Here is a 26,392-nt window from a genome sequence, read left to right on the forward strand (position 1 = left end):
GGTCGGCGCGCCGGAAATCCGGCAGCCGCGGAGAGGACCATGAAGATCAAGAGTTTCATCGCCCCGGACATGCGCACCGCGCTGCGGAAGATCCGCGAAGCGCTGGGCCCCGATGCGGTGATCCTGTCGACCCGCGGCGTCGCCGAGGGCATCGAGGTCGTCGCCTCGCTCGGTTACGACGAGGCCGCGCTGGCCCGCGTGCTGCGCGCCGCCGAGTCCGATGAAGCCGCGGCCGCGCCGGTCGCACCGGCCGCCGTCGAGATTCCGTCGCCGCCTGCCCGCGCCGCCGTGGTCGACCCGGCCGCCGCATTCGCCGCCGCGCTGGGCCAGGCCCGCGCCGCCGAACCGGTGGTCGCCCAGCCCGAACCGGCGTCGCTGCGCGAACGCGCCCGCGCCCGCCTGAAGGATGTCGACGGCCCCACGCTGGCCGAACTGACCTCGGCGATCCGCCCGGCCGCCGCCGTGGCCGAAGTCGCCCGCGCCCTGCCGCTGCAGGCCGAGCCGGCGCGCGCGACCTTCGCCGCGGCCAATGCCGAACTGCGCGACGACGCCCACGCGCTCGACGCACTGATCGCGAACGAGGCGCCGTCGTTTGCCTCGATGCTGACCAGCCGCATGCCGCAGGCGCCGCAGCCGATGGCGATCGAGGACTACGTCGAGGCCGTCATCGGCACGCCCGCGCCGCGTCCGGCCGTCGCCGCCGTCGCGCCGGTCGCCGCCGCACCGGCGCTGTCGCTGGTGCCCGCGCCGGAACCCGAGGCACCGGCCATCGCCGCGATGCGCGACGAGATGGCGCGCATGCGCCAGCTGATGGAAGCGCAGATGGCGCAGCTCGAGCGCGAGCGTCTGCGCGGCTCGCCCGCACGCGCCGCCGCGTTCGACGCGCTGCGCGCCTTCGGTTGCGAAGACGCGCTGGCGCAGTCGGTCGCCGCCCAGCTCGACCCGGCGTTGCCGGTCGACGGCATCCAGGGTCCGATGCTCGACGCCCTGGCGCGCACGCTCGAAGTCGCCGCCTGCGAGCCGATCGACGACGGCGGCGTGATCGCCCTCGTCGGCCCGACCGGCGCCGGCAAGACCACCACCGCGGCCAAGCTCGCCGCCCGCTTCGCCGCGCGTCACCGCGCCCGCGACGTCGCCCTGATCACCACCGATTGCGAACGCCCCGGCGCGCACGAGCAGCTGCAGGCACATGGCCGCAAGCTCGGCATCACCGTCTGCGAGGCACGCGGCGTCAACGGTCTGCAGCAGGCGCTGACCCAGCTGGCCGACTATCCGCTGGTGCTGGTCGACACGACCGGCTTCGCGCCCGGCGACCGCGCACTGTTCAACCAGATCCTGTGGCTGCGCACCGCGCGCAAGGTCCGCAGCCTGCTGGTGCTGCCGGCCAACGGCAATCCGCAGGACATGCACGATGTCATCCGCCGCTACCGCCCGTGTTCGCCGGAAGGCCTGATCCTGACCAAGCTCGACGAGACCGGGTATCTGGGTTCGGCACTGTCGGTGACGGTGCGCAACGGCCTGCCGATCGCCTACGTCGCCGACGGCCAGGACGCGACCGCCGACATCGCCGCCGGCAACCGCCTCGCCATTGCCCAGGCCATGGTCGCCGGCCGCCGTTCCACCGCCGCCCCCGATGCCAACACCGATTCCGCGTTCGAGACCCGTCATGCCGTCTGATGCCGCCACCGCAGCCCCCCGCGTCATCGCCGTTGCCAGTGGCAAGGGCGGCGTCGGCAAGACCACGACCTCGGTGAATCTCGCCGCGGCGATGGTCAACGCCGGCCAGCGCACGCTGCTGCTCGACACCGACCTGGGTCTGGCGAACGTCGACGTGCTGCTGGGCCTGTCGCCGCGCTTCACCCTGGCCGACGTGTTCGCCGGCCGCTGCGAACTCGCCGACACCATCCTCGAAGGTCCCAACGGGCTGATGGTCGTGCCGGCCGCCTCGGGCAAGCAGCACATGGCCCAGCTCAGCCCGCAGGAACACGTGGGCCTGGTGCACGCGTTCTCCGAACTCGACCGGCCGATCGACACGATGATCGTCGACAACGCGGCCGGTATCGCCGACGGCGTGCTGACCTTCTGCCAGGCCTCGCACGACGTGATCGTGGTGGTCTGCGACGAGCCGGCGTCGATCACCGATGCCTACGCGCTGATCAAGGTGCTCAACCGCGACCGCGGCGTGCAGCGCATCCAGGTGCTGTGCAACCAGGTGCAGGACGCGAGCGAGGGCCCGGCGCTGTTCGAGAAGCTGCAGCGGGTCACCACGCGCTTCCTCGACGTCACGCTCAACCACATCGGCTCGATTCCACGCGACGAATGGTTGCGCCGCGCCGTGCAGCGCCAGGAAGCCGTCGTCGATGCCTTCCCCTCGGCGCCGGCGTCGGTCGCCTATCGCGGCATCGCCCGCCGCGCGCGCAGCTGGCAGTCGCCGATGGTCGCGCGCGGCCATGTCGAATTCTTCGTCGACCGCATGGTCGCCGCCGGCACCGGACCCGATGGAGGCCTGCCTGCATGAACGCCACCGCCACCGCCTGCTATCGCGCGACCCAGACCGGCACGGCCGCCGACATCGTCGAACGGCATGGCGAGCTGGTGCGTCGCATTGCCCATCATCTGGCGGCGCGGCTGCCGCCCAGCGTCGAGATCGAGGATCTGGTGCAGGCCGGCATGCTCGGCCTGATCGACGCGACCCGAAACTACCAGGCCGACCCGGGCGCGAGCTTCGAGACCTATGCCTCCATCCGCATCCGCGGCGCGATGATCGACGAGATGCGGCGTGGCGACTGGACCCCGCGTTCGGTGCACCGCAGCTATCGCGACATGATCAAGGCGGTGCGCGCCGTCGAGCAGGAGACCGGCCGCAGCGCCAGTCCGGCGCAGGTCGCCGCGCACATGGAGATCACCCTCGACGAGTACCACCGCCTGGTCGAGGACGCCGCACGCGGCCAGCTGTCGAGCTTCGACGCACATCTTGAAGAACACGACGGCGAAGCCCGTCTGGCCGAACGCGACACCGCCAGCCCGGCGCGCGTGTTCGAGGACGACGCCTTCCGCGTCGCGCTGGTGGAGGCCATCGAAGGCCTGCCCGAACGCGAGGCGCTGGTGCTGTCGCTGTATTACGAGCAGGAACTGAACCTGCGCGAGATCGGCGCGGTGCTGTCGGTCAGCGAATCGCGCGTGTCGCAGATCCACGGCCAGGCCATGGTCCGCCTGCGCGCCCGGCTGTCGGAGTGGAAGCGGGATCCGGCAGAAGTCCTGGGGCACGAGTGAGGCAACTCCGAGCCCTCCCCCGCGTGCGCCCTGAGTGGCGGCGTGTCTCAGCGGGCGACCAGCTGAAGCCCTCCCCCGCATAGCGGGAGAGCGTTGGGTGGGGGCAGCCCTTTCGCCGCGGACCCGCGTCACCGGACGCGAGCATCGGCCGGCCATTCCGTCCTTCCTTCGACTCACCTCTTCGCCCACCCCGACCTTCCCCCGCACGCGGGGGAAGGCGCAAAGCGCGGCCATCGGCATTGGCCTTCACGGACCTGACAGTCCGTTCAGCGCCCTGCGCGCCCGCGGCCGTCCACGGCCCATCTCTTGCATCCCTCCAGCGCGTGACCGCCGTCGACGGAAATCCGTCGCCCCGGCCACCCGACGCCGGGGCGTGCCTGCGTGCATGGCCCCTCTTCAGAAATCCCGAACGCGACCGTTAACGATTCCATGGACAAGCTTTCCGTCATCGGTGTGGTGCTCGCGCTCGTTGCCGTGCTCATCGGCAGCGTGCTCAAGGGCGCGGGCCTGTCCAGCCTGTGGTCGCCGGCCGCCTTCGTCATCGTGATCGTGGGCACGGTCGCGTCGATCCTGCTGCAGACCAGCATGGTCACCTTCAAGCGCGCGCTCAAGCTGACCAAGTGGGTGTTCAAGCCACCGTCGCAGGACCGCGCCGCGATCCTCGCCAGCCTGGTCGAGTGGGCCAACACCGCGCGCAAGCAGGGCCTGCTGGGCCTGGAGTCGCAGGTGGCCGAACAGCAGGACGAATTCACCAAGAAGGGCCTGCAGATGGTCGTCGACGGCATCGCGCCCGACGCCATCCGCGCGGTGCTCGAAACCGACATGCACCACCAGAGCCAGGGCGACCTCGCCGCGGCCAAGGTATTCGAGGGCATGGGCATCTACGCGCCCACGCTGGGCATCATCGGCGCGGTGCTGGGTCTGATCGCGGTGATGAAGAACCTCGCCGATCCGAGCAAGCTCGGCGGCGGTATCGCGGCGGCGTTCACCGCGACCATCTACGGCATCGGCGCGGCCAACCTGTTCCTGCTGCCGATGGCCAACAAGCTCAAGGCGCTGATCAACGGCCAGAACGAAGAGCGCGAAATGATCGTCGAGGGGCTGATCGCGATTGCCCAGGGCGAGAACCCGCGCAACATCGAGTCGCGCCTCGCCGGCTACGTGCACCACTGACGCGGCCATGGCGAAGAAGCACGCCCACGAAGAACACGCGAACCATGAAGCCTGGGCGATCCCCTACGGCGACCTTGTCACGCTGCTGCTCGCGTTCTTCGTCGTGATGTACGCGATCTCCTCGGTCAACGAAGGCAAGTACCGCGCGGTCTCCGACTCGCTCAATGCCGCCTTCGGTGGCCCGCCGCGTTCGATCGAGCCCGTGCAGCTGGGTCGTACCCAGCGCCTGGGGTCGTCCTACGACCGGCCGTCGATGATGACCGCCGCGGCCAAGAACGGGCCGGCGCCGGCCAGCATGATGATCCAGCAGCGCCTGCAGCAGACGATGGACATCCCGCGCTACGCGACCGGGCCGGACATCCACGCGCACGGCGGCGCGCTCGACGGCGGCGTGTCCGGCGACGGCGCGGGCAGCGGGCGCAGCGGCGAGGGCGATCTGGTCTCGCTGGGCCGCAACATCCAGGAAGCGCTGTCGGAACTGGTCCAGAAGAACCTGGTGACCCTGCGCCGCGGGCAGAACTACCTGGAAGTCGAGATCCAGAGCGACATCCTGTTCTCCAGTGGTGTCGCGGTGCCCAGCAGCGCCGCGTCGGAGACCATCCGCAAGGTCGCCGGGGTGCTTCGCGAGGTGCCCAACGCCATGCGCGTGGAGGGCTACACCGACAACCAGCCCATCCGCAGCGCCCTGTTTCCCTCGAACTGGGAACTCTCGACCGCCCGCGCGGCCAGCGTGGTCCACATCCTCGCGGCCGAGGGCATCGCCCAGTCGCGCCTGGGCATCGTGGGCTATGGCGAATTCCAGCCGATCGCGGACAATGCGACCGTGGAAGGTCGTAACGCCAATCGCCGCGTCATGCTCGTGATCCTCGCCGCGCCGCAGGGGCCCGACGCCGTGCCGACGCAGGCGGCGATCGCGGCCGCACCGGCGCCGGTGCCCCTGGACGAATCCGCCGATCCGGCAGCAGGGGCGCACTGAGATGCGGATCTGGGCGGTCGCGAACCAGAAAGGTGGCGTCGGCAAGACGACGACCACGCTGTGCCTGGCGCGCAACCTGGCCGCCGACGCCCGCGTGCTGGTGGTCGATCTGGACCCGCACGCCTCGATGACCCGCGCCTTCGGCGTGCCGCGCCAGCCGCCGCCGATCGGCACCCACGAAGTCTTCGTCGCGCAGACCCCGTCGCTGGACGGCCTGTCGCGCACCACCGCGATCGAGCGCCTGCGTCTGGTCGCCGCGCAGCCCGCCTTGGCCACGCTGGAACGTCGCAGCGCGACGCAGCCGGGCCTAGGCATGGCGCTGCAGCGCGCGCTCGCCGGCGTGGCCGATCTCTACGATCACGTGCTGCTGGACTGCCCGCCGACGTTGAGCCTGCTGATGGTCAATGCGCTCGCGGCCGCGGACTGTCTGGTCGTGCCCACGCAGACCGATCCGCTGGCCCTGCACGGTCTGGCCGACATGCTGCGCACCGCCGACATGGTCGAACGCTCGCGCAAGCGTTCCCTGGTGCGCGCGGTGCTGCCGACGCTCTACGACGCGCGCACCGGCAGCGGTCAGCGCACGCTCGAGCATCTCTACGCCGGCTACGAAGGTCTGGTGTGGTCGGGCGCGATTCCGCTCGACACGCGCCTGCGCGATGCGCGCAGCATCGCCGGCAACGCACCGCTGAGCGGGCGCGGCGCCGACGCCTACGCCGACGCACTCGCCTGGCTGCACACGCGGATCGCAGCGCCGGCAGCGACGCCGGCCGAAGCGGTCGCGGCATGAGCACGCCGCCGTCCGACGAGGCGATGAGCGACTACGTCGAGGACCTGCTCGACGCGACCCGGGCCGAAGAAGATCCGCTGACCGGCCTGCCCAACCGCGCCGGCCTGCTGCGTGCGCTCGACACGCGCCGCGCCCAGCGGGTGCCGACCGCGGTGGCGGTGCTGGGCCTCGACAATTTCCGCTCCATCAGCGTGACGCTGGGCCCGGGCATGGCCGACACCATGCTGCAGGTCGTCGCCGCGCGCCTGCTGGCGCGTCTGCCGACCGATGCGTTTCTCGCGCGGCTCGACGGCGACGAGTTCGCGATCGCGCTGTCGGTGCTCGGCCAGAAGCCGCGCGCGACCGAAGCGCTGCTCAACGCGATCCTGCTCGATCTCGCCCAACCCTGCGAAGTCGACATGCACCGCGTGCATCTCGATGCCTGCGTCGGCGTGCTGCTCGACGCGGCCGACGACGAGGCCGCGCCCGGCCCGCTGATTCCCGGCACCGCCGACGACGATGGCGCCACCGACAGCCTGGAGCTGGTCGCCCGCGCGCAACTGGCGATGCACTACGCCAAGCGCAGCCGCGGACAAACCCTGCGCCGCTTCGAGCCGAGCATGCGCACCGAGGCGATCGACCGCCGCCGGCTGGACCTCGAACTGCGGCGCGCCGCCGGCGAAGGCGAGTTCGAACTGCACTACCAGCCGCAGATCGATCTGGAGACCGGACGTCCGACCGGCGCCGAGGCGCTGCTGCGCTGGCGCCATCCCGAGCGCGGCCTGCTGATGCCGGTCGACTTCATCGAAGCGCTGGCGATGAGCGGCATCGCCGCGACCGTGGGCTGGTGGATTCTCGACCAGGCCTGCCGCGACGCGGCGACGTGGCCGAAGATCGACGGCCACGCGATGACCGTCAGCGTGAACCTGTTTCCCTCGCAGTTCGGCCACGAGGATTTCCTCCACGAGGTCGACGCGGCGCTGCGCAACAGCGGCCTGCCGCCGCAGTCGCTGGAACTCGAACTCACCGAGACCATCGCGCTGCGCGACGACGGCGGTGCGGCGGCGACGCTGCAGGCGCTGCGCGGCCGCGGCGTCAAGGCGGCCTACGACGATTTCGGCACCGGCTATGCGTCGCTGTCGATGCTGCACCACCTCGCCGTGGACCGGGTCAAGATCGACCGCAGCTTCGTGCGCGACGTGATGGAGGACCGCGGCGATGCGGCAATCGTGCGTTCGATCCTGCTGATCGCGCGCAACTTCGACATGCAGGTCACCGCCGAAGGCGTGGAGTCGGCGCCGCAGGCCGACTTCCTGCGCAAGCTCGGCTGCGACGAGGTGCAGGGTTTCTATTACTCCCAGGCATTGCCGCTGGCCGACTTCGGCCACTGGCTGTCGGGCTACGAGCGCCGACGCGCGAGCATCGCCAGGATCGAGTAATCCCATGACACAGCGCGCGCCCGACTGGATGGACCGCATCGACGCCGAACGGCGCGCGCTCGCCCGCGACCTGCACGACGACCTCGGGCAGATCCTCAGCGCGCTGCGCATGAGTGCGCGCACGCTGTCCGAAGCGCTCGGCGAAGACCCGCGCGAAACCCTCGCCGACGACGTCGTCGTCTTGACCGAAGCCGCACTCGCACGCGTGCGCGCGGTCGCGCACGGCCTGCACCCGCCGCTGCTCGCCAGCCACGGCCTGCCGGCCGCACTGCAGGGACTCGCCGACGACGTGCCGCGTGGCGATGTCGACGTGCGCTTCGATGCCGACGCCGACCTGCCCAGAGCGACGCCGGAGGCCGAGATCGCCGCCTACCGCATCGCGCAGGAAGCGCTGGGCAATGCGCTGCGCCACGCCGGCGCGCGCTGCGTGCGCCTCGAGCTGTTCCGCCAGGGCGACACGCTGGTGCTGTCGATCACCGACGACGGCCACGGCCATGACCTGTCGATGGCGCCCGGATTCGGCCGCACCGCGATGCGCGAACGCGCAGCGCTGGTGCAGCTCGGTTTCGACGAAGTCTCGTCGCCGTCGGGCACGCGCATCGTACTGCAATTGCCGCTGGACGCCGGCACCGGTTGAGCGCGCGACCGCCGCGGCGCGGCTGCGCGGCGTTGCTATCATCCGCCCCCTTCAAACCCACACAGGACGTCGACGTGCATCTGGTCGTAGCTTGGGAACACGGCGACGAGGTCGCGCATCTGCAGGACGCGATCGCCGCGCGCGGACTGGACTGGCAGGTCAGCTGGCTGCCGCTCGACGACGCCGCCACCGGCTCGGCCGGCGACCTGCAACCCGACGCCCTGGTGTGCACTGCCGACAGCGGCTGGAGCCGCTGCCGCCTGCTGCTCGACGAGGTGCGCGTGCGCCAGCCGCATGCGGTGCGCATCGTGCTGATGGAAGCGGGCGACAACGCGCGCGCCGTCGACGCACTGGAACACGCGCATCGCGTACTGCCCGAACCGCTGGACGCGCGCACGGTGATCGAAGCGGTGCGCGGCGTGCTCGACCTGCAGGTGCTGCTCGACGACCCGCAGCTCAAGCGCGCGATCGAACGCGTCGGTGCGCTGCCCTCGGCGCCCAAGCAGTACCTCGCCCTGACCCGTCTGTTGCGCGACCCCGACGTCAGCACGCACGCGATCACCGCGATCATCGCCCAGGACCCGGCACTGGCCGCGCGCGTGCTGCGCCTGAGCAACTCGGCCTACTACGCGATCGGGCGCGAGATCGGCGACCTGCGCACCGCGGTCGTGCGCCTCGGCCAGGACGCGTTGCGCCGGCTGGTGCTCGCCAGCGAAGTGTTCGCATCGGGCGCCGACATGGACGGCATGCGCGAGCGCGCGCTGCGCACCTCGTGGCTGGCCTCGCAGATCCTGCCGGGCAGCGGCGCAGGTGTGGCCGCCACCGCCGGCCTGCTCGCCGACGTCGGCCGCCTGCTGCCGCGCGAGGCGCTGAGCGACGTGCCGCACAGCTACGCGGGCGCGTATCTGCTGGGGCTGTGGGGTCTGCCGACGCCGATCGTGGAAGCGGTCGCCTATCACCAGCACCCGACGCGCATGTCGGGCGCGTTCTGGATCACCGGCGCCGTCCACGTGGCCTCGGCCCTGGTCAACGGCACTGAGGTCGATCACGAGTATCTGCAGCGCGTCGGTGCCCTGCACCTGATGCCGCAATGGCGCGCGCTCGCCGCGGCGTCGCCGGCGGATGGGGGCGGGGCTGCGGCATAAGGCCATCTGCGCATCGCGCAGCGGTTCCGACGGATTGCATCACCGCCGCCCCAGTGAAAGCTGCGGCCCATCTCGATTCTCGGCTTTACCGCGAAAATGGGCCCCAGCGTCCGCTGGGGCGACGGGTTGCCTCAGGCCTTGAACCCGTCATGGATCGCGACGATGCCGCCGCTCAGATTGCGGTACTTGCAGCGCGCGAAGCCGGCCGTTTCCATCATGCCCCTCAGTTCGTCCTGCGGCGGATGCTTGCGGATCGATTCGGACAGGTACTGGTAGCTCTCGCTGTCGCGCGCGAACAGCTTGCCCAGGCGCGGCATGATCTGGAACGAGTGGAAATCGTAGATGGGCTTGAACCAGTCAGCCTTGACCGCCGAGAACTCGAGCACGCGCGCCTGGCCGCCGACCTTGAGCACGCGCAGCATCTCGCGCAGCGCGGCGTCCTTGTCGGTCACGTTGCGCAGGCCGAAGGCGATCGTCACCAGATCGAAGCTGGCATCGGGGAACGGCAGCGTCTCGGCATTGCACTGCACGTACTCGAAACCGCGGACATTGCCGCGGTCGGTCATGCGGTCGCGACCCACGCGCAGCATCGAGGCATTGATGTCGCCGAGCACCAGCTCGCCGGATTCACCCACGCGCGACTTCAGCAGCGCGGCGATGTCGCCGGTGCCGCCGGCGAGATCGAGCACGCGGTCGCCGGTGCGCACCTGCGCGGTGGACACGAAATAGCGCTTCCACACCCGATGGATGCCGAGGCTCATCAGGTCGTTCATCAGGTCGTAGTTGCCTGCGACCGAGGAGAACACCTCGCCGACCAGCTTCTGCTTCTCCCCGGTGGGGACGTCGCGGAAACCGAAGTGAGTGGTGCCGGGCTTGCTGGATTCGTCGCTCATGCGCCGATTATCCCTCATCCGGTGTCGAGGCGATCCGCAGCTTGCCCACGCGCCGGCGCTCCAGCGAATCGACGGTCAGGACGTAGCTGCCCACCGTGACCTCGTCGCCTTCAACCGGCATGCGGTCGAGCAGGTGCAGCACCAGGCCCGACAGCGTCACGTAGGTCGCATCGCGCGGCAATGCGATGCCGGTGCTCTGCTCCAGGTCATGCAGCGACATCGACGCATCGACCAGCCAGGTGCCGTCCTCGCCACGGCTGGCGCCGTAGTCCGCGTCCTGGGTGTCGACCAGATCGCCGGCGATCGTCGCCAGCAGGTCATTGGCGGTCACCATGCCCTCGATGCTGCCGTATTCGTCGACGACCACGGCCAGCGGAATCGGATGCGCGCGGATCTGCTCGAGCACGCGCAGCGTCGACGTGCCTTCGGGCACGACCAGCGGTTCGCGGACGAAGTCGGTGACGTTCAGCGCGCGGCCCTGCAGCACGCTCGACAGCAGATCGCCGCTCTGCACGATGCCCAGCAACTGGTCCAGCTCACCATCGCAGACCAGCAGGCGCGTGTGCGGCGATTCGACCAGACGCGCCGTGGCATGTTCGATGCCGCGGGTCGCATCAATCCATTCCAGATCGCTGCGCACCGTCATCACGCTCGACACGGGCCGCTCGGCCAGCGTGAGCACGCTGCGGATCATGTCGTGCTCGGCGGCCTCGAGACGTTCTTCGCCCTCGCCCTGCGGCATTTCGATCGTGCCGTCCTCGTCGGCGGCCGTCGGCCGCGTGCCGAGCAGGCGCAGCACCGCATCGGCCGTGCGCTGGCGGAACGGCAGCTGCTGCGCATGGCGCTCGCGATTGAAGCGCGACCACTGGTTGAAGGCCTCGACCAGGATCGAGAACGCGATCGCCGCGTACAGATAGCCCTTGGGAATCTTGAAGCCCAGGCCCTCGGCGACTAGGCTGAAACCGATCATCAGCAGGAAGCCCAGGCACAGCACGACGACCGTGGGGTGCTTGTTGACGAAGTTGGTCAACGGCTTGCTGGCGAGCAGCATCACCGCCATCGCGATGGTGACCGCCGCATACATCACGCCGAGGTGCTCGACCATGCCGACTGCGGTGATCACCGAGTCGAGCGAGAACACCGCGTCGAGCACGACGATCTGCGTCAGCACCACGCCGAACGACGCATAGACCCGCTTGGTGTTCGTCTGGCTCTGGTGCCCCTCGAGCCGCTCGTGCAGCTCCATCGTGGCTTTGAACAAGAGGAACACGCCGCCGACCAGCAGGATCAGATCACGTCCGGAGAATTCGTTGCCCCAGAGCGAGAACAGCGGCGTGACCAGACCGGCGATCCACGCCACCAGCGCCAGCAGGACCAGGCGCATCAGCAGCGCCAGCGACAGGCCGATGATGCGGGCCTTGTCGCGCTGCTCCGGCGGCAGCTTGTCGGCGAGAATCGCGATGAACACCAGGTTGTCGATGCCGAGAATGATCTCGAGGACTACCAGGGTCGCCAGCCCCATCCAGATCGTGGGGTCGGACAGCCATTCCATAGGTGTTCTTGCATCGCATCCTGGGGGGCCGGCGATTCTGCCACGCGTTCGTTAAGAATTCGCCGATGCGTCTCACGCTCGACCGCGACCGATGCGACAGGCAGACTCGCAGGCCCGTTCGTACCGGCCACCCACATGATCGCCACGCCCGACTACCGCGCCCTGCTCGACACCGCGATCGCCGAAGCCCGACAGGGCCTGGCCGAAGGCGGCATTCCGATCGGCGCCGCGCTCTACCACCAGGACGGTCGTCTGCTCGGCTGCGGGCACAACCGCCGTGTGCAGGAAGGCGATCCGTCGGTGCACGGCGAAACCGACGCCTTCCGCAAGGCGGGTCGCCAGCGTTCGTACCGCGACACCATCATGATCACCACCCTCGCGCCCTGCTGGTACTGCAGCGGCCTGGTGCGCCAGTTCGGCATCGGCACCGTCGTCGTCGGCGAATCGCAGACCTTCCAGGGCGGCATCGACTGGCTGCGCGAGAGTGGCGTCGAGGTCATCGACCTGCAGAGCAGCGAGTGCATCGAACTGCTCGGCAGCTTTGTTGCCGCGCATCCCGAGGTCTGGAACGAGGACATCGGCGAAGCGTGAGCGCCAGCCCGGACGTCTGCCGCGCTAGACTGCGCGCCTTCCGCGACCTGCCCCGGCCTGATGACGACCACGCCACCATAGCGCACGACCGCGCCGCCCCTCGATCCGGGCGTCGCTGCGCTGTGCCGCCACCTGCGTCGTCATCGCGTCGGGCACGCCGTGCCCGGCCTTCAGGGCATCCCCATGCATCCCCATTCGATTCCGCTGCGCCAGCAATGGCTCGGCAACATCCGCGGCGACGTGCTCGCCGGTCTCGTCGTCGCGCTCGCGCTGATTCCCGAAGCGATCGCGTTCTCGATCATCGCCGGCGTCGATCCGCGCGTCGGTCTGTACGCGTCGTTCTCCATCGCCGTGGTCACCGCCATCGTCGGCGGCCGCCCGGCGATGATCTCCGCCGCCACCGGCGCGATGGCGCTGGTGATGGTCACACTGGTCCGCGACCACGGCCTGCAATACCTGCTGGTCGCCACGGTACTGGCCGGCGCACTGCAGATCCTCGCCGGCCTCTTCAAGCTCGCCTCGCTGATGCGCTTCGTATCGCGCTCGGTCATCACCGGCTTCGTCAACGCGCTGGCGATCCTGATCTTCATGGCGCAGTTGCCCGAACTGATCGGCATGCCGTGGACGGTCTACGCGCTGTGCGCGGCGGGTCTGGCGGTCATCTATCTACTGCCGCGGGTGACGCGTGCGGTGCCGTCACCGCTGGTGGCGATCGTGCTGGGCACGGTGTTCGTCGCCGCGACCGGACTCGACGTGCGCACGGTGTCCGACATGGGCGCATTGCCCGACAGTCTGCCGGTGTTCCTGCTGCCGGACGTGCCGTGGACGTGGGAGACGCTGCGCATCGTGTTCCCGGTCTCGGCGACGCTGGCCGTCGTCGGCCTGCTCGAATCGCTGCTGACCGCGCGCATCGTCGACGACATGACCGACACGCCGAGCGACAAACATCGCGAATGCGTCGGCCAGGGCACGGCCAACATCGTCACCGGCTTCCTCGGCGGCATGGCCGGCTGCGCGATGATCGGCCAGTCGGTGATCAACGTGAAATCCGGCGGCCGCGGACGACTGTCGTCGCTGGTCGCCGGCACCGTGCTGCTGGCATTGGTGGTCTTCGCCGGGTCGTGGGTCGGCATGATTCCGATGGCGGTGCTGGTGGCGGTGATGATCATGGTGTCGATCGGCACCTTCAGCTGGCGCTCGCTTGTGGACCTGCGCCGGCACCCGCCCGGGTCCAGCGTGGTCATGCTCGCCACCGTCGCGGTGACCGTGGCCACGCACGATCTCGCCAAGGGGGTGCTGACCGGCGTGCTGCTGTCGGCGCTGTTCTTCGCACGCCGGGTCGGTCGGCTGCTCGATGTGGAGGACGCACTGGATGCCGACGGCACGCGCCATTACGTCGTGCGCGGCCAGGTGTTCTTCGCCTCGGCCAACGCGTTCGGCGATGCCTTCGACCTGCTCGAACGCGTGCCGCGCGTCGTCATTGATCTGACGCACGCACACTTCTGGGATCTCAGCGCGATCGGCGCACTCGACACCGTCGTGATGAAGCTGCGCGCGCGTGGCGTCGAGGTCGAGGTGCTGGGCCTCAATGCGGCGAGCGCAACGCTGGTCGAACGGCTGGGTGTGCACGACAAGCCGGGCGCGAGCGCGCCGTCCGGGCACTGATCGTTGCTCTTGAGCCCTCCCCTGCAATGCGGGGGAGGGTTGGGAGGGGGCGAACGATCAGATCGATGCGAAAGACGGCGACCCGCATTTGTATGCCGCTTGGTCCGGAAGTCGCTTGCTCTGACGGTTTGCCCCCACCCAACCCTTCCCCGTTCTACGAGGAAGGGCTCAAGCCTGCAGTCCGACTTCCTACTCCGCGCTTCGCCACAAGGTCGGCCAGTCGCCCGGCGCCGCGCCACCACAGCGACGCAGCGCGGCGTAGCCGCTGAGCACGAAGCGTTCGCCGTCGAAGACCCAGTGCGCCGACTCGCCGCAGTCGGCCAGGCCGCGTCCCTTGGCGAAGTGCGACAGCGTTGCGGTCGCGGGGTCGTAGCCGGCACTAGTCAGCAGCGCGAATTCGGGCATCGCCTGCACGTCGCCCAGATGCGGTGGCGACGGCGGCACGACGCGGGTGATGTCGCGGCCGTCGCGGCCCACGCGGAACACCAGGCTGGAGGTCTGGTACGCGCCGCTGTAGCAGGCGGTCAGCACCAGTGCGTGCGTCGCATCGAGCGGCTGTGCCTCGTCCTGGTCGCGGATGTCGAAGCCCTCGCGCGGCGCATCGCAGTCCGCCGCGCGCAGCACGTCGGCCGAGGCCTCGCGCACCGTGCGCACGAGACGTGCCGCATCCGCGTCCGACAGCGCCGCGGGCGCGGGCGCTGCCACCGGGCGCGGCAAGACAGGCGCTGCCGGCACCGCCGCGGTGTCGCGCTCGCCACGCCGCTGCCAGGCGTCGGGCGTATCGAGCCGCTGCTGCTGCTCGTCGACCAGCAGCAGGGCCGCGCGCAGCCCGGCGAGTGACAGCGCGCGTGCGCCGTCGCCGTCGCCACTCGTCAGCTGCGTGCCGTCGCCGACGAGATCAATGAAGCGCGCGATCGCCGCACCGTCGTCGAGGACCAGCGCATCCGCGTCGTCGACCTGCCACGGCAAGTCCCGCAGCGCGGATTGCACCCTGCCGTCGAGTCGCAGGGCCTCCGCCATCACCGCGCCGCCCTGGCTTTCCAGGCGCAACTGCTGCGCGCCGTCCGCGCCGGCATCGCGACGCAGCCGCAGCACGAGGCCGAAGTTGCCGTCGTCGGAGACGCCGAGGATTTCGCAGCGCAGGCCGTTGTCGCAGGCCACGGTGAAATCGCGCAGCTGGCGGTACAGCGGCTGGGCATCCGGCGTGGCCGCGGGCGCTTCGGCGGTGACGGTGGCCGGCGCATCGGGCGGCTGCGCAGTGTCGGTCGGGGTCGCTTCCGGCATGGATGGCGTATCCGGTGCACAGGCGACGAGCAACGCGGCGCACAGCAGGGAGATCGGGCGGAGCGCAAGGGGATGGGACATGCGGGACGGGTCCGGGATGGGCTGCGCACAGTCTGCGCGCCGCGCCTGCAACATTGCGTTGCGTCGCCCGGGGCTGCGACACACCGGTGCAGCAGGTGAATTGCCGCTCCACGGCGGCAGGTCCAGACTGCCCGCATGTCGCGTGACCCGTCCCCTTCGCCCGTGGCCCGACGCGACCGCTACGCCCCGCGCGACTGGGCGCCGCACGAGCGGCCGATGATGCCCGGCTCGCCCTCGACGCCGCTGCATTCCACGCGGCGGCGCATCGCCTACGGTCTGGTCGGCTTCGTGATCGCCATGACCGGTGGCCTCGGCAATGCGCTGGTCACCGCGAACCTGCTGAACCTGCAGGGCGCGCTGGGCGCCTATGCCTCGGAAGTCGCGTGGCTGCCGGCGGCCTATGTGATGACCAACGTGTCGATGAACATCCTGCTGGTGAAATTCCGCCAGCAGTTCGGCCTGCGGCTGTTCACCGAGGCCTTCCTGGTGCTGTACGCGCTGATCACGCTGGCGCATCTGTTCGTCAACGATCTGGGCTCGGCGATCGCGGTGCGCGCCGGCCACGGGATCGCCGGCGCGGCGCTCAATACGCTGGGCTTGTACTACATGCTGCAGGCGTTCCCGCAGAAGCATCGCCTGCGCGGGCTGGTAATCGGTCTGGGTATCGCGCAGCTGGCGCTGCCGCTGGCGCGCGTGTTCTCGACCGATCTGCTGGAGTTCGGCGAATGGCGCGGGCTGTACATGTTCGAACTGGGTCTCGCGCTGCTCGCGCTGGGCTGCGTGCTGCTGCTCAAACTGCCGCCGGGCGATCGCCACAAGGCCTTCGAGCCGCTGGACTTCCTGACCTTCGCCCTGTTCGCGCCCGGCATCGCGCTGCTGACTGCGGTGCTCGCGCAGGGGCGCCTGGCCTGGTGGACGGAGACCGCGTGGCTCGGCTGGGCGTTGGCGGCTTCGTTCGCACTGGTGACGGCGGCGATCGCGATCGAGCATCTCCGCGCACGCCCGCTGCTCAACACGCGCTGGCTGGCGACGGGTTCGATGCTGCGGCTGGCGCTGGCGATCGTACTGATCCGCATCGTGCTGTCGGAACAGGCGACCGGCGCGGTCGGCTTCCTGCAGGCGCTGGGCCTGGGCAACGAGCAGATGCGCATGCTGTTCGTGATCGTGCTGATCGGCAGCGTCGCGGGCCTGGCGACGAGTGCGCTGACGATCGACCCGGCCAACACCTGGCAACCGGTGCTGATTTCGCTGGCGCTGATGATGACCGGCGCGCTGATGGACGCGCAGGCGACCAGCGCCACGCGCCCCGAACAGATGTACGTCAGCCAGTTCCTGCTCGCCTTCGGCAGCACGTTCTTCCTCGGCCCGATGCTGATCGCCGGCATCGGCCCGGTGATCAGCCAGCCGCGCAACCTGATCAGCTTCATCGTGCTGTTCGGCATGACCCAGAACCTCGGCGGCCTGCTGGGCTCGGCGCTGCTGGGCACGTTCCAGACCATGCGCGAGAAGTTCCACTCCAGCGTGTTGACCGAGCACCTGACCCTGCTCGACCCGCTGGTCGCCGCGCGCGTGCAGGCGACTGCGAACGGCTACGCCGCGACGGTCGCCGACCCCGCCCTGCGCAACGCGCTGGCGGTGCGCGCGCTCGGCAGCGCGGCTACGCGCGAAGCCAACGTGCTGGCCTACAACGACGTCTTCCTGCTGATCGCCTTCATCGCGTTCTGCACGCTGGCGTGGATCATCACCTCACGGATCTGGGCGCGCCTGCGCGCGCCGTCCCCGACCGCAACACCGGACCCTGCATGAGTACGCCCGCACCCACGCCCGTCACGCCACCGCCCGCCGAGCAGCCGGCCGCGCCCTCGCGCCGCCGTCGAACGCTGCAGATCGCCGCCTTCGCCGCGGTCGCGCTGGTCGGTGTGCTGCTGGTGCTGTACGCCTGGCGCCTGCCGCCGTTCGGCAGCAGCGTGCAGAGCACCGAAAACGCGACGGTCCGGGGCCGCGTGACCCTGATCGCCCCGCAGGTCAGCGGTTACGTCACCCACGTCGCGGTCCAGGACTTCGAGGCGGTCAAGAAGGGCCAGCTGCTGGCGACGATCGACGACCGCATCTACACCCAGCGCTACGAACAGGCGCAGGCCAACCTGCGCATCCAGCAGGCCGCGCTGGCGAATGCTTCGCAGTCGCGCCGCAGCGCCGAAGCGGGCATTGCCCGCAGCGCGGCCGACATCGCCGCGACGCGCGCGCAGTCCGACGTCGCCGCGGTCGACCTGCGCCGTATCGAACAACTGGCCGCGCAGAAGCTGATCTCCGCCCACGACGCCGACCTCGCCCGCGCCAACAACGCGCAGGCCCGGGCCGCGGCCGCACAGGCGCGCGCGGCGCTGCAGATCTCCGAACAGGACGCGCGCAGCGTCGACGTCAATCGCGACAGTCTCGAAGCCGCGGTCGCGAGCGCGGAAGCCGCCGTCGCGCTGGCGAAGATCGACCTCGACAACACCCGCATCGTCGCGCCCGAGGACGGCCTGCTCGGCCAGGTGACCGTGCGCGAAGGCGCGCTGGTCAACGCCGGCACGCAGCTGATGGCGGTGGTGCCGGCCGACGTCTGGGTGCTGGCGAACATGAAGGAAACGCAGATGGTCGACATGCGCGTCGGCCAGCCGGCGCGCTTCACCGTCGACGCGCTCGGCGGCGCGACGCTGACCGGGCGCGTCGAGCGCATCTCGCCGGCGACCGGTTCGGAATTCAGCGTGCTGCCGGCGGACAACGCCACCGGCAACTTCGTCAAGATCGCGCAGCGCATCCCGGTGCGCATCGCTGTGGATCGCGACCAGCCACTCGCGGCGCGACTGCGGCCGGGCATGTCGGTGGTGGTGTCGGTGGATACGGCGGGGGAAGTGCGGGAGTGACCGGAGATGCCTTCCGACTAGCGGCGAGTTAGCGTGACGCTTTGCCGCCCGGGTTCCGTCATTCCAGCGGAAGCTGGAATGACGAGGCGAGAGATTCCAGCAGGACCAGACATTCGTCTTCTGAGAGTCGCTGGAATGACGAAAGGCGAGGATCTGGCGTCAGCGACGCACGTCAGCGCCCATCAACGCCGCCTCCATCAGCGGCTGCGCCCACGCCGGCATCGCTCCCAGCGCGTCGGCATCGTCCGCGGCCGGATACACCAGGTGCCCGTCCACCATCTCCAGCAGCAGCACCGGGTCCGGCACCGGTTTGCCGCGCGCGACCTCGACGCTGTTGTCGTAGACCCGCAGATGCGCCAGATGCGGCATCAGCGCAACGAGGTTCTCCCGCGCGCGGGTCCAGCGCGCGCGGATCTGCGCCTCGGGTATGTCGTGCCCACCGGCCTGGACGCGTGCGCGCACGCGGCCGATGTGCTGCTCGGCCGACGACAGTCCGCAGAACCACATCAATACGTCGTGGGTGCGCGCGGCTTCGGCGATCCTCGCCGGCACGGTGTTGCCGCCCAGGGTGGTCTCGAAGGCGTGGTCGTGGCCGCCGGCCAGCGCGACATCGAGCCGGCGCATGCCTTCCTGCCATGCGGCGGCGTTGGCCTCGGCCATGGCGCAGCCGGTGCGTGCGGCCAGTTCGCGCGCCAAGTCGTCGGGGTTGAACCAGGTCATGCCGGCCTGCGCGAGCAGGTGGCCGCCGATCGAACTCTTGCCGGCGCCGTTGACGCCAGCGAGCACGAACAGCACCGGACGCGGGAGTTGCTCGTGCACGATCGCGCCGTGCGCGGCACCCCGCTTGCGCGAACGGGTCACCGGTGCGGCCGCAGGCGTACGTGGCGGCGGCGCGCCCGGCTTGCGCCGCCCGCCGGGACGCGCGCGCGGACTCAATGCGAGGCGCCGGCCTTGACCTTGCCGCGCAGCGCGGCCGGCCGCGCCATCACATCGCGCAGGCGCGCACCGGCACCGGCCGCCTGCAATGCGGCCAGTCGGGCATCGAACTTCGCCTGCAGTTCTTCCAGTGCCGAACGCTGCGGCGCGGCCGCGGCATCAAGCGCGCGCAGCATGGCGTCATAGGTTTCGGCCGAGAGGATCACGGCTTCGGGCGTGTTGTGGTTCGTCACCACCACCTGTCCGTCGCGCGCGACGGACTTCATGACCCCGCGCCAGCCCAGCTTCTTGACGTCGGAGGCCGGCGTGCGCGGCAGCGCGTCGAGGGCATCGAACTTCGGTGCGACGGACATGGGCACGGCCTCCAGTGGACTGGAGGCCAATATACCCATTTTTCCCTTTCCGCGCCGTGAACCCGGCGCGGCGGCGGAACCTGCCGAAGGCCCGTTGCGGACACCGCGCGCGCCAGCCGGCGAGCGCAGCGGCGCCTCGAACGGCGGATTGTCAGAGGATGTAGCGGCTCAGGTCCTGGTCCTTCACCAGCTCGCCGAGGTGCGCATCGACGTAAGCGCGATCGATGACGACCTCGCCCCCCTTGTCGGGCGCCTCGAAACTCAGCGTGTCGAGCAGGCGTTCGAGCACGGTGTGCAGACGACGCGCGCCGATGTTCTCCTGACGCTCGTTGACATGCGCGGCGATCTCGGCGAGCCGGTCGACGGCATCGGGCGCGAAGGTCAGCCCGACGCCTTCGGTCTTGAGCAGCTGCACGTACTGCGTGGTCAGCGCGGCCTTGGGCTCGGTGAGGATGCGGACGAAATCCTCCTTGGTCAGCGCGGTGAGTTCGACGCGGATCGGGAAGCGGCCCTGCATCTCGGGAATCAGATCGCTGGGCTTGGCGAGATGGAACGCGCCCGAGGCGATGAAGAGGATGTGGTCGGTCTTGACCGAGCCGTACTTGGTGCTGACCGTGCTGCCCTCGACCAGCGGCAAGAGGTCGCGCTGCACGCCTTCGCGGCTGACGTCGGCGCCACTGCTGCCGCCTTCGCTGCGCTTGGCGACCTTGTCGATCTCGTCGATGAAGACGATGCCGTGCTGCTCGCAGGCCTCGATCGCCGCCTCGCGCACGTCGTCCTCGTTGACCAGCTTGCCGGCTTCCTCCTCGATCAGCTGCGGACGCGCGGCGCGGATGGTGAGCTTGCGCTTGTGGGTCTTGCCGCCGCCGAGGTTGGCGAACATCTGCCGCAACTGCTGGCCCATTTCCTCCATGCCCGGCGGGGTCATGAAGTCCATGCCCTGCCCGGCGCTGAGTTCGAGTTCGATCTCGCGATCGTCCAGATCCCCGGCGCGCAGCTGGCGACGCAGCTTCTGCCGCGTCTCCGATTCCTTCGAAGACGGTTCGGCGCCAATGTCGACGGTCGCGGTGGCCTGCGCGCCGAAACCGAAGCCCGGCTGCGCGGATTCGCGCCTGGGCAGCAGCGCATCGAGGATGCGGTCCTCGGCGCGCTCCTCGGCCTGCGTGCGCACGCGCACCTTGGCCTGTTCGCGATACAGCTTGACCGCGGTGTCCGCGAGGTCGCGGATGATCTGCTCGACGTCCTTGCCGACATAGCCGACCTCGGTGAAGCGCGTCGCTTCCACCTTCACGAACGGCGCATTGGCGAGCGTCGCCAGACGACGCGCGATTTCGGTCTTGCCGACGCCGGTCGGGCCGATCATCAGGATGTTCTTGGGCATGACCTCGTTGCGCAGATCATCACTGAGCTGCGCGCGGCGCCAGCGGTTGCGTAGCGCGATCGCGACCGCGCGCTTGGCCGCGTTCTGGCCGACGATGTGGCGGTCGAGTTCCTGCACGATCTCGCGCGGGGTCATGGTGGAAGAGCCGTTATTCGTCATTAGGGGCACACCGTGATTCGTAATTGGTGATTCGTGATTCGAAAGAGCGCTGCAGTGCCGTGACCCGAGAGAGGTGTTCGCTGTTACGAATCACCAATCACCAATCACGAATCACCAATCACAGCTCCTCGACCACCACGTTGCGGTTGGTGTAGATGCAGATGTCGCCGGCGATCTTCAGCGCCTCGGTCGCGACCGTGCGCGCATCGAGTTCGGTGTGCGCGAGCAACGCGCGTGCGGCCGACAGCGCATAGGAACCGCCCGAGCCGATGGCGATGATGCCGTCGTCGGGTTCGATGATGTCGCCGTTGCCGCTGATGATCAGCGAGGTCTCGGCATCGGCCACCGCGAGCAGGGCTTCGAGCTTTCCGTAGCGGCGATCGGTCCGCCAGTCCTTGACCAGTTCGACCGCCGCGCGCACGAGCTGGCCGCCATGCTGCTGCAGCTTGGCCTCGAACAATTCGAACAGGGTGAACGCGTCGGCGGCCGCGCCTGCGAAGCCGGCGAGCACCTTGCCTTCGCCCAGGCGCCGCACCTTGCGCGCATTGCCTTTCATGATGGTGTGGCCGAGCGTGACCTGGCCGTCGCCGGCCACGACCACCTTGTCGCCGCGACGGATCGAAACGATGGTCGTGGCGTGGAACACATTGGGATTCTGGCTGGGGTCCATGCGGCCTCCGTGGATCGAATCCACTGGATGGGGCCGCGCCCGGCGGGATCAAGGCACGCCGGTTCAAGCCATGCGCGCTGCGTCAGCCGGTCGCATCGGCCGCATCGCCGCGCACGCGCCGGTCGAGCCGCCGTCCGATGCGCACGCCCAGCACGGTTGCGATGCCCGACAGGACGATCGCCATCGCGTTCGCCGCGGCTGCGTCGCCGACCGAAATCTGTCCGCCGCCGATACGCTGCAGCACGAGCACGGTCGACACCCAGCCCACCGCCCACAGCACCAGCGCGGCCCGCATGAACGGTTGCCGCGCCGCGAACGCGCCGCCGATGGACGCCAGCAACGCGATCACGCCCGCCTGGATCGCCATCGTCACCGGCGCCACGCCCGACGGCATCGGCGGAAACATCGCCGCGGCGAACACGCCCAGCAGCATCTGCAGGCAGACCGAGACCGCGAGGCCGATGACGATGCGCAGGTTCATGCGTTTCTCCGGAAGGATTCAGGCCTTGCGCCGCTTCGCGCGTGGATGCGCGGCGTCGTAGACCTTGGCGAGGTGCTGGAAATCGAGATGCGTGTAGATCTGCGTGGTCGCGATGTCGGCGTGGCCCAGCAGTTCCTGCACGCCGCGCAGATCGCCCGAGGACTCCAGTACGTGACTCGCGAACGAGTGGCGCAGCAGATGCGGATGCACGCGCTTGAACAGGCCTTGGCGCTGCGCGAGTAAGCGCAGGCGCATCTGCACGGCGCGCGCGGTGATGGGACCGCCGCCGCGTCCGGGAAAGACCGGTGCGTCGTTGCCGCCGCCGCTCTCGGTGCGCCAGTCGCCCAGCGCGCGCAGTGCATGGCTGCCGACCGGCACGCTGCGCTGGCGGCTGCCCTTGCCGAGCACGGTGACCAGACCGGCGGCGAGATCGAGATCGCGCCAGCGCAGACCGACCAGTTCCGACAGGCGCAGGCCCGAGGAATAGAACAGTTCCAGCAGCGCACGGTCGCGCAGGCCCAGCGGCGCATCGACCGGCACTTCGACCAGCTGCGCGGCCTCGTCGACGTCGAGCACCTGCGGCAGCTTGCGCGGCGCCTTGGGCCCGCGCACGCCGGCGGCGGGATTGGCGACGATGTGTCCGTGCTTGAGCAGCCACTGGAAGAAGCTGCGAAACGCCGACAGACGCCGCTGCAGACTCTTGGGCGACAGGCCGCCGCGATGGCCTGCGGCGATGCAGGCGCGGATGGCCTCGGCATCGAGACCGCGCAGATCGGCGTGACCCTGCGCCTGCGACCAGTCGACGAGTGCGCCCAGATCGCGGCGGTACGCATCGAGCGTGTGCGCCGACATCCGCCGCTCGACCTGCAGGTGCGACAGGAACGCGTCGACGTCGGCGTGCATGACGGCAGGCGTCAGGCGGCGGGTTCGAACCGCCGCATCGCGGTCGCGAAGGCCTCGCCCATCATGCGCAGGAACAGCGTGCCCATGCCCGGATAGAACCGGTTGGCATCACGGCTGCCCACCGCGACCAGACCGATACCGGCCAGCGGCAGCAGGGCGCTGGACTGCACTTCGTCGACACGCGCGCCGTACAGCAGCGACTGCTTGTCGGGATGCAGGCGACCGCACAGCGGCTCTTCGTCCTTCAGGCAATCGGCGAAGGGCTGCAGCAGCCGGTCGTCGCGCGAGACGATCTGCAACCAGTCTTCATCCAGCCCCGGCACCGGCGCGAACAGCACGATGCGCACCAGATCGCCGTTGAAATCCTCGGCCAGCGTCGCGGCCAGCGCGCGCACCGTCGAGGCCGCGTCGGACTGGCGCATCAGCGCGAGCGTGAGCTGGTGCGTGCGCACCGCGAGCCTTTCGTTCTCCTGCGAGATCGCGAACAGGTCGCGCAGACGCTTGGACAACTCGCGGTTCTTGTCGCGCAGCACTTCGAGCTGGTAGCTCGCCAGCGACGCGGCCGGGCCGTCCTCGCGTGGCACCACCAGCGTGAGGGCGAGATCGGGGAACTGCTGCAGGAAGCGTGGCTGACGGCGCAGCCAGGCCGCGACCTCGTGTGCGCCGAGCTTTTCGGTGGTCTCGCTCATCTGGACAACTCCCCCTCGAAAACGAATGCGGCCGGGCCGGCCATCGACAGCGTCGCGTCGTCGGACGGCCAGTCGATCTGCAAGGTGCCGCCGGGCAACGATACGGCGACGCTGCGCGCGGTGCGACCGCGACGCGCGAGCACCGCGACCGCCGCGCAGGCACCGCTGCCGCAAGCCAGGGTTTCGCCGACGCCGCGCTCGAACACGCGCAGGCGGATGCGGTCGGGCGCGAGCACCTGCGTAAAGCCCACGTTGACCGATTCGGGAAACCACGGCGAGGCCTGCAGCGCGCGACCGATGCGGGCGACCTCCGCGGTGTCGACATCGTCGACCTCGATCACCGCATGCGGATTGCCCATCGACACCGCGCCGAACGCGACGTCGCCGATGCCGTCGACCGGCAGCGTGTACAGCGCCTGCGGCGTGGCGATGCCGGCGGTCGGAATGCGCGCCGGCGCGAACTCGGGCACGCCCATCGCGATGCGGTAGCCCGCGCCCGCGCGCGCGACCGCGTGCAGCCCGGCGGGACTTTCCAGTACGAAGTCATCGGAGCCCGCGCCATCGCGCACCAGCCAGGCGGCCACGCAGCGCGCACCGTTGCCGCACTGCTGCGAGGCGGAACCGTCCGCATTCCAGATGCGGTAACGCGCGAGCGCGCCGGCGGCGCGCGGGGCTTCCACGGTCAGGATCTGATCGCAGCCGACGCCGGTGTGGCGGTCGGCCAAGGCGCGGCACAGCTCGGCATCGGGCGGTGCGGCGTCGCCACGCAGGTCCAGCACGACGAAGTCGTTGCCGGCGCCGTGCATCTTGGTGAAACGCAGGGAGGACGTAGCGGACATCAACGCGGACGCGGAAACAGACGGACCGGTCGCAGGGTCACGGCGTTCCGGTGGCGGCGGGCACGTCGCGGATCACCGGCACCGGCGGCGGCGTTCCGTCGGTGGCGTCGTTCCGCATGCCGTCGGCATCGACATCGTCCGCATCGTCGCCGGCCTCGTCCCAGGCGGCATCCTGCTCGGCATCGAGCTGTTCCTGGGTCGGAATCGACGATTTGAAGATGTAGCGGCCGCGATCCTCCGGCGGCACTTCGCGGGGCGACAGCAGGTCGGCCTTGTTGCCGCAGGCGGACACCAGCAGCGTGGCGGCGAGGATCGGGATCAGACGGATGTGCATGCGCCGAAGTGTAGCCCGCCATGTGGCGCGCGACATCAACGGCGTTGGCGTGAAGATGACCGCGCGATGACAGCGCGCATAGGGGTCGGCCCCAGATTGTCCGGCCCTGCCACCCCGCCCAGACTTCCGGTATCCGCGCCGACAGGACCGCACGATGGGCATTCTCGATGGGCTGGGCAACGCCGCCTCGCAGGCCGGCGGTTTCTTCAAGGGCGCCGGCGAGGTGCTCTGGGAGACCGGCGAAGGCGTCGTGACCTTGGGCGGCAATGCGCTCAAGACCGGCTACGACCTCGGGCCGACCGGCTGGGCCGTCGACAGCATCACCGGGCTGTACGAGCAGGTCAGCGGACAGAGCGTCGACGCGCCGGACTGGCTGCCGTCGGCCGCGCGCGGCGGCGAGCGCATGGAAGCGGCGGCGGAAGTGGTCTCGACGCTCGCGCGCAATCCGGGACTGCTGATCGATGCGGTGGTCGACCCCATCAAGGCCGACTGGCAGGCCGGAAACTATGGCGAAGCCATCGGCCGCGGCGCGACCGAACTGGTGCTGGCCGTCGTCGGCACCAAGGGTGCCGACAAGGCGGCCAAGGGCGCGAAGGCCGCCGATGCGGCCGACACCGCCGCCGATGCCGCGCGCGTCGCCGAGCGTGCCGACGATGGCGGCGATGCCGGCCGCACCTCCGCACGCGGCGCCGACGACACCGACCTGGCCGATGTCATCGCCGATGCGCAGACCGATCGCACGATCGGCGGACGTCCGGTGCTGGCGTTCGAATCGATGGACGACTTCAACCTCGCCGCGAATGCCGCGCGTCCCGACACCGTCTACGAATTCGGCAACTATCGCTGGACCACCGACGACCAGGCCCGCGTGATCCGTGCCGAAGGCCGCGTGGACCTGGAACCGGTGGGCCGCAACGATGCCGGCCTGCAGCGCGACATCGGCAACGAAGGCCGCGCGACCGATGTGGGCTTCCACATCATCGCCGACCGTCTCGCCGGCCCGACCAATCGCCTGAACGTCGTGCCGGGCAACGGCAAGCCGATCGGCGATGGACTGCCCAACCTCAACAACGGCGACTACAAGCGTTTCGAGAACGAACTCGCGCGCCTGACCGAGGCCGGGCACGAAGTGGATATGCGGGTGAGCGCCCAATACAATCCGGGCAACACGACCAATCGCCCCGACACCTTCGTTGCGGAATATCGCGTGGACGGCGGCGACTGGATCGACCAGACCTTCCCCAACAAGTGATGCGACCGCCG

General features: G+C 69.8%; 26 protein-coding genes. 14 read left to right on the top strand and 12 right to left on the bottom strand.

Translation table 11 applies throughout. From position 1 onward, the window contains the following. Positions 1–39: 39 nt before the first annotated feature. The 9 genes from flhF to E2F49_RS09425 all read left to right on the top strand — a co-directional run bounded on the left by flhF (position 40) and on the right by E2F49_RS09425 (position 9,409). Positions 40–1,677, top strand: coding sequence for a flagellar biosynthesis GTPase FlhF (gene flhF, locus E2F49_RS09385; protein ID WP_133393663.1), 1,638 nt, complete (start codon positions 40–42; stop codon positions 1,675–1,677). After that, positions 1,667–2,518 carry a MinD/ParA family protein gene (locus E2F49_RS09390; protein WP_208004846.1) on the top strand — a complete coding sequence of 284 codons (852 nt, stop codon included), beginning with the start codon at positions 1,667–1,669 and terminating at the stop codon, positions 2,516–2,518. The genes flhF and E2F49_RS09390 overlap by 11 nt, the downstream gene beginning before the upstream one ends. Then, positions 2,515–3,273, top strand: coding sequence for an RNA polymerase sigma factor FliA (locus tag E2F49_RS09395; RefSeq protein ID WP_055251556.1), 759 nt, complete (start codon positions 2,515–2,517; stop codon positions 3,271–3,273). Before E2F49_RS09390 ends, E2F49_RS09395 begins: the two co-directional genes overlap by 4 nt. A 429-nt stretch (positions 3,274–3,702) precedes the next feature. Continuing rightward, positions 3,703–4,446 (top strand): flagellar motor protein, encoded by a 744-nt coding sequence (locus tag E2F49_RS09400; RefSeq protein ID WP_055251554.1) that lies wholly within the window; start codon positions 3,703–3,705, stop codon positions 4,444–4,446. A gap of 7 nt (positions 4,447–4,453) precedes the next feature. Then, the gene (locus E2F49_RS09405; protein WP_133393664.1) at positions 4,454–5,422 is read left to right on the top strand and encodes a flagellar motor protein MotB; all 969 of its coding nucleotides are present in this window, start codon (positions 4,454–4,456) and stop codon (positions 5,420–5,422) included. Position 5,423: 1 nt separating this feature from the next. After that, the gene (locus tag E2F49_RS09410) at positions 5,424–6,209 is read left to right on the top strand and encodes a ParA family protein (RefSeq protein WP_133393665.1); all 786 of its coding nucleotides are present in this window, start codon (positions 5,424–5,426) and stop codon (positions 6,207–6,209) included. Continuing rightward, positions 6,206–7,627: a putative bifunctional diguanylate cyclase/phosphodiesterase gene (locus tag E2F49_RS09415; RefSeq protein ID WP_055251550.1), complete on the top strand. Its 1,422-nt coding sequence runs from the start codon at positions 6,206–6,208 to the stop codon at positions 7,625–7,627. Before E2F49_RS09410 ends, E2F49_RS09415 begins: the two co-directional genes overlap by 4 nt. Before the next feature lie 4 nt (positions 7,628–7,631). Next, positions 7,632–8,264, top strand: coding sequence for a sensor histidine kinase (locus E2F49_RS09420; RefSeq protein ID WP_133393666.1), 633 nt, complete (start codon positions 7,632–7,634; stop codon positions 8,262–8,264). Between the two features lie 74 nt (positions 8,265–8,338). Continuing rightward, positions 8,339–9,409, top strand: a complete 1,071-nt coding sequence (locus E2F49_RS09425; protein ID WP_055251546.1) for an HDOD domain-containing protein — start codon at positions 8,339–8,341, stop codon at positions 9,407–9,409. Positions 9,410–9,540: 131 nt separating this feature from the next. On the opposite strand, the gene ubiE is transcribed toward E2F49_RS09425, so the two are convergent. Next, positions 9,541–10,302 (bottom strand): bifunctional demethylmenaquinone methyltransferase/2-methoxy-6-polyprenyl-1,4-benzoquinol methylase UbiE, encoded by a 762-nt coding sequence (gene ubiE, locus E2F49_RS09430; protein WP_133393667.1) that lies wholly within the window; start codon positions 10,300–10,302, stop codon positions 9,541–9,543. A gap of 7 nt (positions 10,303–10,309) precedes the next feature. Beyond that, positions 10,310–11,854 (bottom strand): TerC family protein, encoded by a 1,545-nt coding sequence (locus E2F49_RS09435; RefSeq protein WP_133393668.1) that lies wholly within the window; start codon positions 11,852–11,854, stop codon positions 10,310–10,312. 135 nt (positions 11,855–11,989) lie between these two features. On the opposite strand from E2F49_RS09435, the gene E2F49_RS09440 reads away from it, so the two are divergent. After that, positions 11,990–12,445 carry a nucleoside deaminase gene (locus E2F49_RS09440; RefSeq protein WP_133393669.1) on the top strand — a complete coding sequence of 152 codons (456 nt, stop codon included), beginning with the start codon at positions 11,990–11,992 and terminating at the stop codon, positions 12,443–12,445. Between the two features lie 183 nt (positions 12,446–12,628). Next, positions 12,629–14,110: a SulP family inorganic anion transporter gene (locus tag E2F49_RS09445; RefSeq protein ID WP_208004848.1), complete on the top strand. Its 1,482-nt coding sequence runs from the start codon at positions 12,629–12,631 to the stop codon at positions 14,108–14,110. 189 nt (positions 14,111–14,299) lie between these two features. Here the strand turns inward: E2F49_RS09445 and E2F49_RS09450 are convergent, their stop codons facing one another. After that, a complete protein-coding gene (locus E2F49_RS09450) occupies positions 14,300–15,475 on the bottom strand; it encodes a DUF1176 domain-containing protein (protein ID WP_165971185.1) in 1,176 nt (391 codons plus the stop codon). Between the two features lie 216 nt (positions 15,476–15,691). Here E2F49_RS09450 and E2F49_RS09455 point away from each other — a divergent pair, with 216 nt between their 5' ends. Together E2F49_RS09455 and E2F49_RS09460 are read left to right on the top strand one after the other, a co-directional pair. Continuing rightward, positions 15,692–17,281, top strand: coding sequence for an MFS transporter (locus E2F49_RS09455; protein ID WP_243713580.1), 1,590 nt, complete (start codon positions 15,692–15,694; stop codon positions 17,279–17,281). Next, entirely contained in the window at positions 17,278–18,384 is a 1,107-nt protein-coding gene (locus E2F49_RS09460; protein ID WP_133393672.1) for an HlyD family secretion protein, read from the top strand. Before E2F49_RS09455 ends, E2F49_RS09460 begins: the two co-directional genes overlap by 4 nt. A gap of 159 nt (positions 18,385–18,543) precedes the next feature. On the opposite strand, the gene E2F49_RS09465 is transcribed toward E2F49_RS09460, so the two are convergent. The 9 genes from E2F49_RS09465 to E2F49_RS09505 all read right to left on the bottom strand — a co-directional run bounded on the left by E2F49_RS09465 (position 18,544) and on the right by E2F49_RS09505 (position 25,129). Beyond that, entirely contained in the window at positions 18,544–19,203 is a 660-nt protein-coding gene (locus E2F49_RS09465; protein ID WP_133394090.1) for an ATPase, read from the bottom strand. Between the two features lie 113 nt (positions 19,204–19,316). Further along, positions 19,317–19,673, bottom strand: a complete 357-nt coding sequence (locus tag E2F49_RS09470; protein WP_165971186.1) for a type II toxin-antitoxin system prevent-host-death family antitoxin — start codon at positions 19,671–19,673, stop codon at positions 19,317–19,319. Between the two features lie 151 nt (positions 19,674–19,824). Next, complete coding sequence (gene hslU / locus E2F49_RS09475; RefSeq protein WP_133393674.1) at positions 19,825–21,213, bottom strand: ATP-dependent protease ATPase subunit HslU; 1,389 nt, start codon at positions 21,211–21,213, stop codon at positions 19,825–19,827. Positions 21,214–21,331: 118 nt separating this feature from the next. Continuing rightward, the gene (gene hslV / locus E2F49_RS09480; RefSeq protein WP_133393675.1) at positions 21,332–21,883 is read right to left on the bottom strand and encodes an ATP-dependent protease subunit HslV; all 552 of its coding nucleotides are present in this window, start codon (positions 21,881–21,883) and stop codon (positions 21,332–21,334) included. Between the two features lie 82 nt (positions 21,884–21,965). Then, the gene (locus E2F49_RS09485) at positions 21,966–22,364 is read right to left on the bottom strand and encodes a hypothetical protein (protein WP_133393676.1); all 399 of its coding nucleotides are present in this window, start codon (positions 22,362–22,364) and stop codon (positions 21,966–21,968) included. An 18-nt stretch (positions 22,365–22,382) separates the two neighbouring features. Next, positions 22,383–23,267, bottom strand: a complete 885-nt coding sequence (gene xerC, locus E2F49_RS09490) for a tyrosine recombinase XerC (RefSeq protein ID WP_133393677.1) — start codon at positions 23,265–23,267, stop codon at positions 22,383–22,385. A gap of 11 nt (positions 23,268–23,278) precedes the next feature. Then, positions 23,279–23,956 (bottom strand): DUF484 family protein, encoded by a 678-nt coding sequence (locus tag E2F49_RS09495; protein WP_133393678.1) that lies wholly within the window; start codon positions 23,954–23,956, stop codon positions 23,279–23,281. Next, positions 23,953–24,795, bottom strand: coding sequence for a diaminopimelate epimerase (gene dapF / locus E2F49_RS09500; RefSeq protein ID WP_133393679.1), 843 nt, complete (start codon positions 24,793–24,795; stop codon positions 23,953–23,955). Before dapF ends, E2F49_RS09495 begins: the two co-directional genes overlap by 4 nt. Before the next feature lie 37 nt (positions 24,796–24,832). Next, positions 24,833–25,129, bottom strand: coding sequence for a hypothetical protein (locus tag E2F49_RS09505; RefSeq protein ID WP_133393680.1), 297 nt, complete (start codon positions 25,127–25,129; stop codon positions 24,833–24,835). A 154-nt stretch (positions 25,130–25,283) separates the two neighbouring features. Between E2F49_RS09505 and E2F49_RS09510 the strand changes: the two genes are divergently transcribed. Then, entirely contained in the window at positions 25,284–26,381 is a 1,098-nt protein-coding gene (locus tag E2F49_RS09510; protein WP_133393681.1) for a DNA/RNA non-specific endonuclease, read from the top strand. Positions 26,382–26,392: the final 11 nt, after the last annotated feature.

Source organism: Luteimonas terrae (assembly GCF_004358165.1).
GTDB lineage: Bacteria > Pseudomonadota > Gammaproteobacteria > Xanthomonadales > Xanthomonadaceae > Luteimonas > Luteimonas terrae.